Below are 14,621 nucleotides of genomic sequence, written 5' to 3'. Positions count from 1 at the left end.
ATTTGAGTTAAACATCAGAACGTACACTGTAAACCAAATGAGAAGGTGCGACTACTTGGATACGAGAATAAATCCACGCCACGGCGAGAAGCATCACTACCGAAAGAGTTTACATCCGGATCATACCAGCTATATCCCGAAATGGTGAATACATTGCTGACAGAAGCAAACAGATTGATCGATTCAATTCCCTTGAACGGAGAGACAAACTTATACCCCAGATTAATATTCTTCATTCTCAGATAAGATCCGTCTTCTACATAACGATCAGACAGTTTCATCGTTCTTCCATAGCCGGCATAAGCTTTCGGCCATTTGGCATTCTCCCGGTTTTCGGGTGTCCAGCGAGATTCATATATATTCAGCGGAATATTACCAATACCACTCATAGTCACCTCGAGTAAGTTCGCATTGAAAATATCACCTCCGACACATCCTTGCAGGAAAAAGCTTAAAGAAAAGTTCTTATAAGTAAAATTGTGAGTCATACCGAAAGTGAAATCCGGATTCGTATCCCCAATTACCTGGCGATCAGCATTTGTAATACCGGCTACTCCATCCAAATCTTTATATTTCACCTCACCCACCATTGCTTTACATACGGCTTCTGACTCTTTTGCATAAAACGGGTCGGCTCTTACTTCAGCAATATTATCATAAAAACCATCTTCCACAAATCCATAAATGGTTCCGATCGGCATTCCGTTGCGCTGCAGGAATACATTATCAGCCTTACTCCATCCCTGGGCAAACTGATCTCCCGGAAGTCCGCTGATCTTGTTACGGTTAAAGGAAATATTAGCATCAAAATCCCAGTTGAAGTTCTTACCGGTGATCGCATAGAACTTTCCGGTAATTTCAAGTCCCTTATTCGTTACATTTCCAAAGTTAGTCGTCATATTCGAGAAACCTGTACTTTGTGGTATCTGTATATTCTGCAATAAGTCAGATGTCTTTTTGTAATACAGATCGACAGTCAAATTAATTCTGTTCTGCAGGAATCCCATATCCACACCCACATTATACTGGCTGGTAGTCTCCCACTTCAAATCCGGATTGGCAGGTCCTCTCCAGGTAAGATTGGCAAATCCACTGGAAAGTGCACCGTTAATCGGATAATTGGCCACAGTCAGATAGTCACGGGTAGCATAGGCGCCTATCGCCTGATTACCAGTCTGCCCGTAACTTGCACGGAACTTCAGGTTACTAAACAAATTCAGGTCCTTAATAAACTGCTCTTCCGATGCTCTCCAGGCAATAGCTCCTGAAGCAAAGTTAGACCATTTGTTGCCCGGTGCAAACTTACTGGAACCATCCCGACGGAAAGAGGCAGTAAACAGATACTTATTCATCAGGTTATAGTTGGCACGTCCCAGGAAAGAAACCAGAGAAGTCATTCCGCGTCCACTGGTCGGCTTCTGCGGATTCACAGCGGCACTCATATCAAAGTCTTCCGTCAGGTCCTGGGGGAATCCGGTAGCTACCATTGCTTTATTACCATAGTCCCCTCTTTCATAAGAGAAAGCAGCAACCACATTCAACGAATGATTCTTATTGAAAGTTTTGTTGTAAGTCGCCATCGTTTCAAGTACCAGATTCTTCGCCCAGTTATCAGCTTTTGAGGCGTATCCGTTTGTCGGATCTTTACCTTCCACCGTCTCTCTGTTATAGTACACATCACGTTCGTTTATATTATAGGAAAAACCCACATTCTGACGAACTTTCAAATCCTTATACGGTGTGATTTCCACAAATGAAGAAGAGAAGAAACTATTCGTTGCCAGTTCATCTTTAGCCGCACGGGTATATACATAAGGATTCGATGAGAACCAGTTCAACTGGGCATTATTCGTTTCATCGTCCAAGGGTGCGGTAGCCGGATAGAACAAAGCCCCCCGGATAATACCATCACTGACAGAATTGGTTTTGGCAAGCTTGTTCAATGAGTTGGTAAAACTCATATTCGTACCGATTTCAATCCAGTCGTGTACCTTACGAGCGAGATTCGCACGGAATGAATAACGTTTGTATCCGGAGTTATGAATGATACCGCTCTGATCCAGTATATTACCGGAGATTGCATAATACCCCTTATCATTCGAACCGTTCACGCTCAGATTGTATTCCTGGGAAAAAGCTGTTTCAAATACTTCATCCTGCCAGTTTACACTGGGATACGTACCATTCCGGTAATCTTCCGGTCCCGGAGAATAAACCGATTCACCGGTATTCGGGTCCACTTTCGAAGTGCCCGGATAAGGAATAGCTTCATTTGCATTCTCGTATTCATTAAACATCCGTGCTGCTTCATTCCTATACATCGCATATGCATATCCATCCAACATATCCAATTTCTTCACTACTTTCGATATTCCGAAATTAGCACTGAAGCTGATATTGTCTTTTCCCTTCGCACCACGCTTGGTGGTAATCAATACCACTCCGTTCGCACCGCGTGATCCGTAAATAGCCGTAGCTGAAGCATCCTTCAGGATCTCAATAGACTCGATATCCGACGGATTAATCGTCGACAGAGGATTGGCCGTCTGCATCATACCATCTTTACCTGTTCCGGGCATTCCACTACTGGTAAAAGGAATACCATCTACAATGTAAAGCGGTTCTGTAGAAGTTGAAAACGAGTTCGCACCACGAATCTGAATACTCACGCCTGCTCCGGGAGCACCATCATTCTGGTTGACCTGCACACCTGCAATACGCCCCTGAAGTCCCTGGTTGATACTGATCGGATTGGTTTTCATCAAGTCTTCGCTTTTGATACTGGTGACCGATCCTGTCAAGTCACTCTTCTTCATTGTACCATAGCCTATGACTACCACCTCATCCAGCAGTTCAGTATCTTCCTTCATTGTCACATTGAGTATTTTCTGTCCGGGTTTTAAAGTAATCTCCTGTTCTTTATACCCCACACACGAGAAGACCAGTACATTCTTGCCACTCGGAACGTTTACACTGTATTTACCGTCCACATTGGCAATAGAACCGGTTCCGGCACCTTTGACCAGTACATTGGCTCCAATCAATGGAGATCCATCGTTAGCATCGGTGATTACGCCTGTAACAATGGTTTGCTGAGCCATCATATGGCTGCTCATCAAGAGCGCCATCAGAAACAACATCATGTTCTTCATACTATTACACTGATTTAAAATGATTAATTTTGTGATAATGCAAAAATAGAGTCAACCGGGAGAACAAACAAGTATGATTTTATCATTCACTTATGCAATTCAGACAAACACTCTTTATTTCTTTTCTGCCTTCAATGCATCCGTTATTCTACCATAGTTTATCTAAAAGACGAAATCGAGACTTGTTTTATCCCAATATCGGAGAACTTTCTCAAATGTAAAATTAGTGCAGTTATCATTAACAATCCAGTATTATTTTATCCGATAGTGATACAATCAGCACACCCTTACATCAGAGAACAAGTACATAAAGAAATTACCTTCAAACAATCTTTCCTTAAAAAAACACTACTACCTCAGAACCTGTAAAAACCAACCTTATTGTGTCTTAACCTCAAAACCTTTCGTAACACCCTTTGCCAGTCCCGGTTGTCCGGAACCTATAAACAGCGTATACTTTCCGGTAAGCATCCTCCAGTTTCCATTTTCCCAGACCGACAACTCCCGGGGAGGTATATTAAATTCAACTCTCTTCTTCTCACCCGGAGCAAGTTTCACCTTTTTAAACGCTACCAATTTTTTCAACGGATATGTATAGACAGGAGTATTTTCTCTGGAAACATACACCTGGACGACTTCTTCTCCGGTCCATTTACCGGTATTGGATAATTCAACCGAACATTGCAACCTTGCGCCCGATTTCAAGGTATCACTTCCTTGTATACCATCGAACCCAAATGATGTATAACTCAACCCATGACCGAAACCATATAAAGGATCTTCCTTCATATAACGATAAGTACGCCCTTTCCACATATCAAAATCCAGGATATCCGGCAACTGATCTTCCGCCCGATAAATAGTCATAGGTAGCTTACCCGATGGATTTTCGTTCCCAAACAATAAATCGGCCAGGGCTCTACCGGCTTCCTGCCCGGGGTACCAGGCCTGCATAATCGCCGGTATATGCACATCCGCCCATTCAGAAGTTAGCGGATTTCCCGAATGGAAAACCAATACGATCCTCGGGTTCACTTGATAAATAGCTTTCAGCAGTTTCTCCTGTTCTTCCGGTAAATAAATAGAAGTCATATCATGATTCTCTCTTGCCATTTTTTCATCACTTCCCAAAGCTACAAGCACCACATCCACTCCTTTTACCGCAGCCACAATAGAATCCCTGGAAGCTCCTATACCGTTCAAATAGTTGACTTTTCCTCTTTTACCCATCAAATCTTTCACCCCTTTCAAAAGTGTAACCGAATAAGGAGGCTGTCCACTATATCCACCTAAATAATTATGATCGGCAAACGGGCCTACTACAGCTACCGATTTAGTCTTCTCCTTACTTAAAGGCAACAGATTTTCATTTTTCAATAGCACAACCGACTTGACAGCCGCTTCATAAGCAAGTTCCGCAAACTTCTTGCCGGCCAATAGCTTCTTATCGTAATGATTATAAGGCACAAGTTCCATCGGATCAAATTCTCCCAACTTAAACCTCGCGGTCAGCACCCGCGTTAAAGCCTGATCAATAGTAGCTTCCGAGATTAAGCCCTGTTTCACTGCCTGAACCAATTTCTCTTTATATGTAGTGCCACATTCCAAATCACACCCACTGTTGACACCCAGCGCTGCCGCTTCCTCCAACGAATTCACGACCCTATGCTGCCAATTCATCACCCCAATGGCCCCGCAATCAGAAACTACAAATCCGTCAAATCCCCACTCTTTTCTCAGCACTTCACCGAGCAGCCAACGGGAGCCACTGGGAGGCACACCGTTAAAAGCATTATAAGCCGTCATTACCGACTGCACGCCTGCCTCTTTCACGCAAGCTTCGTAAGCCGGAAAATAATATTCATACAACTGTTTCGTCGGTATTTGCGAAGAGCTGGAAAAGCGATTGTTCTCTTCGTTGTTAGCCACAAAGTGTTTGATTGTTGCGACAGTTTTCAGATAAGCCGGATGATCACCCTGTAGCCCCTTCACAAAGGCTACTCCAAGCCGTGAAGTCAGATACGGATCTTCACCATAAGTCTCTTCATTTCTTCCCCAGCGCGGGTCACGAGCCATATTGATAGTAGGCGACCAGTAAGTGAGCCCCTTTCCTATTTCCAGATATTTCAGTCGCGCCTCCGTAGAAATAGCAGAAGCCACCCGCTTTACCAATACCGTATCCCAGGTAGAAGCCAGATTAATAGCCTGTGGAAAAACAGTCACTTCACCTGCACGAGCCACTCCATGAAGACATTCATTCCAATAATTATAAGCAGGAAGGTTCAGCCTGGGGATGCTATCACTTTCGCTCACGAGTTGAGATGCCTTCTCTGCCAGTGTCATCTGTTGGATGAGTGTTTTCACGCGAACGGCAATCGGTTGCGACAAATCTCCGATAATCCTCTCTTTCACACCGCGGACTTCCACTTTTCCTCCTGCATTAAAAGCCGGACAATCCTCACACCCTCCATTGTCTTGAGCTCTCAACATTATACCGGCAGAAAGTAGAATCCCTATCATTACTATTTTTGTTTGCATGTCTTTCATATTCTATCTCCACTGTTTTTAGTTCATACGCTTTTCAATAATGCAAAATTATCGGGATTCCATCAAACCATCCAGTATTATTTTATCCATTCATAATACAATTATTATTTTGATAACTTATATTGCTTTATAAATCCATTATCTTTGCACATAGTTAATCCTCAAATACTCCAGAATATGATCAATCCTATTTATTCAGCAGATAAGGCGAGATACTCCGGTGGAATGAAGTATCGCCGTTGTGGCAAAAGCGGTATACTGTTACCGGAAGTTTCCCTGGGCCTCTGGCATAACTTCGGTGATGTAGATACATTAGCCAATAGCCTTCGAATGGCTCACTTTGCATTCGACAAAGGCATCACACATTTCGACCTGGCTAATAACTACGGTCCCTCTTATGGCTCAGCCGAGGAGACGTTCGGGCTAATCATGAAGAAATCCTTTATGCCCTATCGTGATGAGCTATTCATATCCACCAAAGCCGGACATGATATGTGGGAAGGTCCTTACGGGAACTGGGGCTCCCGAAAATATCTGATGAGCAGTCTCAACCAGAGTTTAAAACGCATGAATCTGGAATATGTAGATATTTTCTATACCCACCGTTACGATCCCGAAACTCCACTTGAAGAAACTCTTCAGGCACTCGTCGACATTGTCCGGCAAGGTAAGGCCCTCTACATCGGTATTTCCAAATACCCCAAAGAAAAAGCAGAGTTTGCCTACCGATATCTGGAAGAGCGAGACGTGCATTGTCTCCTCTATCAGGGACGATATAACCTGTTTAACCGTGAACCGGAAGCACAAGGTATCCTCCGGCAAGCCCAAGAGAACGGTACCGGCTTTATCGCCTTTTCTCCTCTGGCTCAGGGTCTGCTCACTAACCGGTATCTAAATGGAATTCCTGAAGATTCAAGGATAGCCCGCGGAGGTTTCCTGAAAAAAGAACAACTGACCGATCAAGTATTAAATAAAATCAAAGCATTGAATGAAGTGGCAGGCAGTCGCGGACAAACCTTAGCCGAAATGGCATTAGCCTGGATATTGAAAGATGATCTGGTAACCTCCGTCATTATCGGCGCCAGTTCCGTCAGTCAACTGGCAGACAACCTGAAAGCGACGGAAAACTGTAAGTTCAGTCCGGACGAGCTGCAACGTATCGGGAGCATTCTTCAATAAACTCTTTTTCATCACAGATTAACAGATCACACAGATGTGTAATATTCAGATTATCATGTGGTATTTAGAGTCAATCCACGACCCAACAATCAATATTCCTTGTCTTCGAGCTAAAGTTCACTCCTGCCTTTAGCAGTTGACGGGGATCATTGGCAAACGGAGCGGCATATTCCCTTTCTTCTATCTGTTTCAAAGCCTCTTCCGCACTCCCGTCAAATTTGAACTCCATCACATAAATGTATCGTTCTGTCTTCAAAACCATATCGATGCGCCCGTTAGAAGTATGATACTCCGCCTGGACATAAAAACCAAGTAACTTATAAACAATAAAAAGAACATTCTGATAATGCAACTCCAAGTCACGTACCAGTTCATAAGGAGTATCGGCGAAGAAACTTTGCAGACGGCGAAAGAAAGCATCACAATCTCCCTGTTCCACTTCAGAAACGAACCGGGTTATATGAAACCCTGTTTGTCCTTTATCAATATTTGCATAAAAAGGAAGTAAATACCTGATAAATCCTTCCTCTACTTCCCGATTGGGAAATCCCAGATGGTAGATATCAAAACGTTCATCATACCCTTTTATCGTCAGATAGCCACTCTGATAAATCACCGGCAGAGGATTCTTCGAAGTAGAATCTATGCAATTCAGCATATCTGATGTCGCCTCATCGTGCGCCAGCTGTTGCAAGTCATATTTATCACGCAGTAAAAGTTTTACCAAATAAGACGGAGTACCTGTTTCGAACCAGTAACTGCCAAACTTCATCTTATAAAAAGTATTCAGTATACTGAACGGATTATATAAACCGATAGAATTTTCCGTGAAATGATAACCATCATACCGTTCCTTCAACTCCCGGCAAGCATCTTCGTACGACATCTTTTGATATTTCGCCAACTGGCGAATTTCCGGTTCCAGATAATGATGGATTTCCTTTTCTGTAATTCCACACAACTCCACATAAGGTTCGTCCATGGAGATATCGTTCAGATTATTCAGGTCACTAAACACACTTACCTTACCAAACTTGGTAACTCCCGTCAAAAGGGCAAAGCGGATATACCCGTCCATCGTTTTCAGCACAGAATAAAAACCTTTCAGTGTATCACGATACTTCTCTCCCAACTCCTCATTGCCGATAGCCTGCAACATCGGTTTATCATATTCATCAATCAAAATCACCACCCGCTGCCCCGACTGTTCACAGGCACGCTGCACAATACCCTTGAAACGCAGAGGAATAGAAGTTTCAGAAGGAGCAGTCCCGTACACCATTTCCCATTTAGCCAACGTATCGTTCAATATCCGATCCAGGCTTTCGGGCGTATCATACTTTTCCGTGTTCAGATCCAGATGTAAAATCGGATATTTTATCCAGTCTTTCTCCAACTCCCCCATAGCCAAACCACAAAACAAGTCCTTTTTCCCTTGAAAATAAGCTTCAAGAGTAGATATCAGCAGACTCTTGCCAAAGCGACGGGGACGGCTCAGGAAATAATATGAACCCGTTTTTACCAATCTACAGACTAATGCAGTCTTATCTATATAAAGATAGCCTTCCCTACGTATTTTCTCAAAGTTCTGTATCCCAATCGGGTAAAGTTTAGCCATAACGCATTTCTATTAATCGTTTCACTCACAAATATACAAGATTATTCTTAATTATCGGTTTTGCTAACCATAATAATAAATGCCGGTACCCATTCTTCCGAACAGATACCGGCATTTATTTTTTCAACCGAAACGATCGGTCAGTTATCAGAGCAGTCCCTGCCCTCCTATCACTCCGGCAATGGCGCTTGCCACAGCTATGATCACCTTTAAAAGGATATTCCAGCTATTCTTCTTCATCTGTTTATCTGATTAAACTTACTATGCGGTCGGATCATCCACAATGTCTCCATCACCATTTCCAGAGCCATTACCGCCCGAAGTGCCGATACTGCCTATCTTCTGAAACTCAACACCCTGAAGCAAAGCACGGGTAGTGCCAATAGCGGCAGGCCGGGTATATTCCGGTGTGAAGTGACAGAGAAGAGCTCCCACCTGGTTCGGATTGACATCCTCCTCTTTGTCTACTCCCCTTCCACGGCTACGCGCCTTCATCGTAAAAGTACCCAACCCTTCCAGGCGTACCGTCTTACTGTTCAATAACTCGCTGCGCATTGCCGTCATTAAGTTCCGGACCACATTATGTACATCACCCGGGGTCAATGACGACTTCTCCGCAATCATCTCTGCCAGTTGCTGGGTGGACACCGTTTTACCTATCTTCACCAGATTCAAATGCCACTTCTTGTCACCGGTCTTAGTTGCCATGGTCGATTGCACTGCTTTATAAAATAAAGTCATATTCCTAATCTCCTTTTCTTCATGTTATTACTACTGATTTTATTCACATTTCGTTGATCAACATTGCAAAGGTGAACATTTACAAGAAGATGACAAAGGGAAACAGGGTATCCGGAACCGATCACTCAGAAAAAGTTATAAGTATCACATTCTCAGCAAATAAAAAAGAGAGTATCCTTTTTCGGACACCCTCTTCCCTACGCATCTGCTTCACATACTTTGCTATTGTTTGATTTCCCATATTATACCCGTTTGGGTACAAATACAATAAAAGGCTCCCACTTTTATACCCGATATGGCATAAAAGTGGGAGCAAAACAGAAATCTATACCTGTTGAGGTATATTTTCACTCATTCTATCTGATTACATCTATGACTTTCCTGATATTTTCATTAGAAGCTACTTCCTCCTATCTATTACATTTCTTATCTATTCCTTTATAAACTTCCGATAAGCCCCTTCCAGTTTTTTATCGTACTGATCCTGGGCATATCCGGGTCCATTGTACCTCTTGGTAAACCCAGCCCAGTCTTTCTGCTCCAGACAGGACTGTAGCCTAGCCAATTTCACAAACCCCGCAAAAGCTTCCAGTTGCTTATCTTCTCCGACACACATATCTTTCACCATTTCCTCCACACTGCCATACCCGCACATCGCATAGTTAAAGCCCATCACCTGAAACATTCCCCATGAAGTGGAAGCGTCAGCAGCTTCTTTATGTATTTCCCGGGCATTTTCCAGACGTTCATACTCTTTCATCCCGCCATAATAATGCCCCTTCTCCCATGTAGGATAAAGAATATTTTCATTGCCCGCAACATACTTCTCCGGATCAAGCCCCCGCTTCTTGAGTTCATGCCAAAAGATGTGCCCTTCGAATAAGATCACTGGTCGCCCCGGAGCCACAAAGCCCCCATACCCACCGGCCTCAACTGCCTGTACGGCTTTTACCACTGCCACCTCAACGCCAAACAAATCCGCCACACGCTGAAAATCATTTTCTGTTAAGTTTCCCATGATTAATTAGATTTATGCAAATAAAAAAATCTCTTCATAAACAGGAGGTACAACAGGCTCAACACCAATATGCTCCCTAATAAATACCCATATCTATACTCCCGCAATGCCAAATACCCTGCCACAACTGCGGCCTGCACCACCATATAGATCAGTGACACTACCGCGTGTGGTATCTTCAGTTCATTAGCCATTATCTGATACAAATGTTTCCGGTGAGGCATACTAATATTTTCATGTAGCAACAACCGATGTACGATCGTCAACACACTATCCACTCCGTACACAACAAGCAATACAAGCCAGCTGAAATCTTTAGTTTGAAGAATCAAACTCCCAATCAGGAACAGGACTACAAAAGCTATACTGACCGAACCCACATCACCGGCAAAGCATCTCGCTCTCTTACGGAAATTAAAGAAGTCAAACACCAACACAGAACAAATCATCGTATAAATAAAATCCTGTTCTGTGAAGGAGATCACTTCTGCATTCACATATGCCAAAGAAACCAAGATAACCAGCGAATACCCGCCCGTAATCCCATTGATGCCATCCATGAAGTTGTATGCATTGATAATCCCCGTGCAGATAATCAGCGCCACCACAATCGTCCACCAAGGTAGCGAGAATAGCCCCCACTGATAAAACATCAATGCCATAGCCGTGAAGTGAAACACCAACCGCAACCGTTGCGACGTCGACCGGATATCATCTACAAAGCTGATCACCGTTATCAGTGTCAGTGCTATCATAAACCAGGGATATGCCCATTCGCTTGTCAGGAAGAAGGCCAATGCTCCGAAGTAGAAAATAATCCCCCCACCCCGCAAGGTGATTCGTGTATGGCTACTACGTTGATTAGGCTTGTCAATGATGTTACATTTATCAGCCACTCTAAAATAAAAAAGTTCTGCAACGAATAGCAGAACTAAGATTATCAGATAGTACATAAATTATCTATTTCTATAAATCCAGTAAAACCATAATTGAATAACTGCAAAAGCTCCAATAATAATTCCTGCCGTAGCACCAATTATCGCAAAAACAGTCATTTATTTTATTCTAAAGTTCTCCAATACACTCATTGGTTTCCAGCCTAATTCCTTTATCGCTTTTTCATTGCTGAAAGTCAATGACTCAGTGATCTTCCGTAATTTGAGAGTATTTATCGGAGCTTTTTCGCCTAAAGCATCCCCTACTTTAGCCAAGCATTTGGCGAACCAATAAGGGACAGACAACGGTAAGCGCTTATTCAACTGTTTACAAATTAACCGTTCCAACTCTCTAAAATTAGGCTGATAAGTATCACAAACATTATAAATACCTCCTTTCTCGATCAGTAAAGGAACTAAGTTTGCAATATCCTGCACCATCAATACACTCTTACGGGCTCTTCCTACCCCAATACTCAAGTATCTACCAGTTTTTAGCCCTTTAATCATTGCTCCCAAATTTCCTGGAGGATTGGGTCCTGCTATTAACGAAGGACGAATTATACTTAACACCACGTTGTGCGAAGCACACCACTCTTCCAAATATTTTTCAGCCTCTATTTTACTTAAAGCATACGGAGTAGTACCATTTAAAGGATGTTCTTCGGTGATATTATCACCAAAGTCACAACCATATACAGCAACAGTACTTATAAAGATAAAAGCCTTGGGAATACCACTATTCTCTAATGCAGCACATAAATTCTTCGTTCCCTGCAAGTTTACATCAAAGAACAGTTTTTTCTCTTCTGCAGTTTTAGGAATAGAATGTGCTTTTCCGGCAGCATGCAATACTACATCAAATTGCTCATTCAGCACTGGAACATCTTGTGCGATATTTACTCTACAATTATCCTGAGAAGTTAAGCCAACAGTAATAATACAATATTTTTGCTCTAACAAACGGAAGATGTTATTGCCTAGAAATCCAGAAGCGCCTGTAAATAGTAATTTCATAAATAATCAACAAAACAACTGATAGTATTTATCTAAAATAAACTCTTTGGCAAACAGTGTATCAGCCATACATCTGGCATTGTTCTTTATAGAAGACAATGCATCTCTATGTTCATAAATTGATTCTAAAGCTTCCTTAAGAACTTTGGGATTACCAGGCTCAACAACCCAACCTAATTGGTATTCTCCCACACATAATGCAATTTCAGAGTTTGAATCTCCAATCATTAGAATAGGCTTTCCTGCTGCCATTATATTATATGATTTAGAAGGTACACCCAGCCCGTACATTCCATCAGCAAGAGTTACAATACCAATATCACATGCATTTAAGAAATCATTCTGCAATGAACGATCCATAAATCCAATCAATGAAATATTTGGTCTGTTTTTTGCAAAATCAGCAATTGTATTATACTTAGCCCCTCCTCCGATAAAAAGAAAATGTATATTAGGATTATCAAGCAAGGCTATAGCCTCCAACAAATTTTCAATTCCTTGAGCATGACCTAAATTCCCGGCAAACTCAAAAACAAATTTACCCTCCAGGTTCAACTGCTTAACCAAATTCGTTTCTTGTTTATCCAAAGAGTGCACTATTTGATTTTCAGCCCAGATGGGAATCAAAGTAACCCGTTCGGTAGTTCCTATTTTTGTAGCCAAAATATCACTCATGTCACGCCCTATAGAAATACACAAACGAGCTTTTGCATAAGCTTTATCAAAAATGATTTTCAGACACTTATATAAAATTGAATTTGCTGATATCTTATTTATTGCAACCAAATTCTCAGGAAAGATATCGTGAACAATAATAGAGTAGTTTATCTTTTTTCTCCATTTTACATAAGGCATCATCAAAATAAGAAAAGCCGGATTAGTAACAACTAATAAGTCATCTCCTGGCCGTACCAAAGATAGTAACCGAAAAAAGAGTTTATAGCTAGACAAAAATAAGCGCAAAACTCTTTTTATAAAATTATTCTTATCAATATCACCAACAAATACCCTATGGATAGAAACGCCATTACAAATTTCATTTTCAGGTAGCTTCGAAGTAACCTCTCCTACATTATAGGTAGATCCTGTGCATATTACATGCACATCTAGTCCCTTCAAGGCCAAGTGCTCTGCAATCTCCGTCATATAATAACCTGTTGAAGTTTTAACAGGATAATATATCTCAGATATCAACCAAACACGCTTAGCTTTTATGGTATTATTCATGTAAACTTAGATTCAGTAATTATTTGCTCAAAAGACTTTAACTACTTTCTCCAAACCATCTTATTAATTACCCCCGTATAGCTTTGGATAATCTTCACTACCTTAGTCGATACATTTTCATCCACATAGTTGGGAACATCCAATCCAAAGTCTCCGTTCTGTTGCATCAACACTGCTGTATCTACAGCCTGCAAAACCTGATCTGTAGTAATTCCCGCCAGAATAAAAACACCTTTATCCAATGCCTCCGGTCGTTCGGTCGAAGTACGAATACATACAGCTGGGAAGGGCATTCCTTTTGAGCTAAAATAGGCACTCTCTTCCGGAAGTGTACCACTATCGGACACTACACAAAAAGCATTCAGCTGCAAGTGATTATAATCATGGAATCCAATAGGTTGATTTTGTATCACCCGACTATCAAACTTAAAACCTCTCGTTTCAATGCATTTCTTGGAGCGGGGATGGCATGAGTAAAGGATAGGCATATCATACTTCTCTGCCATTGCATTCACTGCATTCATCAGATGAAAGAAGTTAGCTTCGGTATCTATATTCTCTTCTCTGTGAGCCGACAATAAAATGTATTTTCCTTTCTCCAATCCTAGCTGATCGAGCACCATGCTTGCCTTGATACTTTCCAGATTAGCAGAGAGGACCTCAGCCATAGGCGAACCTGTGACGTAAGTACGCTCCTTAGCAGTGCCTTCCGAGTTCAGATACCGACGTGCATGCTCACTGTAACACATATTTAAGTCCGAGATATGGTCTACAATCCTTCTGTTGGTTTCTTCTGGCAGATTCTCGTCAAAGCAACGATTGCCTGCTTCCATATGAAAAGTAGGAATATGCAAACGTTTTGCAGAGATAACCGACAGACAAGAGTTCGTATCACCCAACACCATCACAGCATCCGGCTTCACTTCCACCATCAGCTGATACGATTTTGCCAATACATTACCCATCGTTTCACCTAAATCCTGACCTACCACGTTCAGATAATAATCTGGTTCACGCAAACCTAAGTCTTCAAAGAACACCTGGTTCAGCGTATAGTCGTAATTCTGACCGGTATGTACCAACACCTGATCAAAATAGGTATCACACTTCTTTATTACTTCGGACAAGCGGATAATTTCCGGTCTTGTACCTATGATTGTCATTAGCTTGAGTTTACTCATTATTCT

General features: G+C 42.0%; 11 protein-coding genes. 1 reads left to right on the top strand and 10 read right to left on the bottom strand.

All coding sequences use genetic code 11. The features are described 5' to 3' along the window. Positions 1–14 precede the first annotated feature (14 nt). Together DBK98_RS08245 and DBK98_RS08240 are read right to left on the bottom strand one after the other, a co-directional pair. Positions 15–3,152, bottom strand: coding sequence for a TonB-dependent receptor (locus tag DBK98_RS08245; protein WP_032537187.1), 3,138 nt, complete (start codon positions 3,150–3,152; stop codon positions 15–17). A 378-nt stretch (positions 3,153–3,530) separates the two neighbouring features. After that, positions 3,531–5,699 carry a glycoside hydrolase family 3 C-terminal domain-containing protein gene (locus DBK98_RS08240; RefSeq protein WP_005810298.1) on the bottom strand — a complete coding sequence of 723 codons (2,169 nt, stop codon included), beginning with the start codon at positions 5,697–5,699 and terminating at the stop codon, positions 3,531–3,533. A 177-nt stretch (positions 5,700–5,876) separates the two neighbouring features. On the opposite strand from DBK98_RS08240, the gene DBK98_RS08235 reads away from it, so the two are divergent. Beyond that, positions 5,877–6,878 carry an aldo/keto reductase gene (locus tag DBK98_RS08235; protein ID WP_032537188.1) on the top strand — a complete coding sequence of 334 codons (1,002 nt, stop codon included), beginning with the start codon at positions 5,877–5,879 and terminating at the stop codon, positions 6,876–6,878. A gap of 70 nt (positions 6,879–6,948) precedes the next feature. Here the strand turns inward: DBK98_RS08235 and DBK98_RS08230 are convergent, their stop codons facing one another. The 8 genes from DBK98_RS08230 to wecB all read right to left on the bottom strand — a co-directional run bounded on the left by DBK98_RS08230 (position 6,949) and on the right by wecB (position 14,615). Further along, the gene (locus DBK98_RS08230; protein ID WP_005810300.1) at positions 6,949–8,496 is read right to left on the bottom strand and encodes an ATP-binding protein; all 1,548 of its coding nucleotides are present in this window, start codon (positions 8,494–8,496) and stop codon (positions 6,949–6,951) included. A 147-nt stretch (positions 8,497–8,643) separates the two neighbouring features. After that, positions 8,644–8,736 carry a smalltalk protein gene (locus tag DBK98_RS08225; protein WP_005784981.1) on the bottom strand — a complete coding sequence of 31 codons (93 nt, stop codon included), beginning with the start codon at positions 8,734–8,736 and terminating at the stop codon, positions 8,644–8,646. 21 nt (positions 8,737–8,757) lie between these two features. Further along, complete coding sequence (locus tag DBK98_RS08220; protein ID WP_032537189.1) at positions 8,758–9,237, bottom strand: HU family DNA-binding protein; 480 nt, start codon at positions 9,235–9,237, stop codon at positions 8,758–8,760. 430 nt (positions 9,238–9,667) lie between these two features. Then, the gene (locus tag DBK98_RS08215; RefSeq protein ID WP_032537190.1) at positions 9,668–10,255 is read right to left on the bottom strand and encodes an N-acetylmuramidase family protein; all 588 of its coding nucleotides are present in this window, start codon (positions 10,253–10,255) and stop codon (positions 9,668–9,670) included. Between the two features lie 2 nt (positions 10,256–10,257). Then, complete coding sequence (locus DBK98_RS08210) at positions 10,258–11,208, bottom strand: glycosyltransferase family 4 protein (RefSeq protein WP_032537192.1); 951 nt, start codon at positions 11,206–11,208, stop codon at positions 10,258–10,260. Positions 11,209–11,310: 102 nt separating this feature from the next. Continuing rightward, positions 11,311–12,207 (bottom strand): NAD(P)-dependent oxidoreductase, encoded by an 897-nt coding sequence (locus DBK98_RS08205; RefSeq protein WP_032537193.1) that lies wholly within the window; start codon positions 12,205–12,207, stop codon positions 11,311–11,313. 6 nt (positions 12,208–12,213) lie between these two features. Then, positions 12,214–13,434 (bottom strand): glycosyltransferase family 4 protein, encoded by a 1,221-nt coding sequence (locus DBK98_RS08200; RefSeq protein ID WP_032537194.1) that lies wholly within the window; start codon positions 13,432–13,434, stop codon positions 12,214–12,216. Between the two features lie 41 nt (positions 13,435–13,475). Further along, the gene (wecB, locus tag DBK98_RS08195) at positions 13,476–14,615 is read right to left on the bottom strand and encodes a non-hydrolyzing UDP-N-acetylglucosamine 2-epimerase (RefSeq protein WP_032537195.1); all 1,140 of its coding nucleotides are present in this window, start codon (positions 14,613–14,615) and stop codon (positions 13,476–13,478) included. Positions 14,616–14,621 lie beyond the last annotated feature (6 nt).

It is taken from the genome of Bacteroides sp. PHL 2737 (genome assembly GCF_004115325.2).
Taxonomy (GTDB): domain Bacteria; phylum Bacteroidota; class Bacteroidia; order Bacteroidales; family Bacteroidaceae; genus Bacteroides; species Bacteroides hominis.
This window is presented reverse-complemented; position numbering and strand designations above follow the sequence as displayed.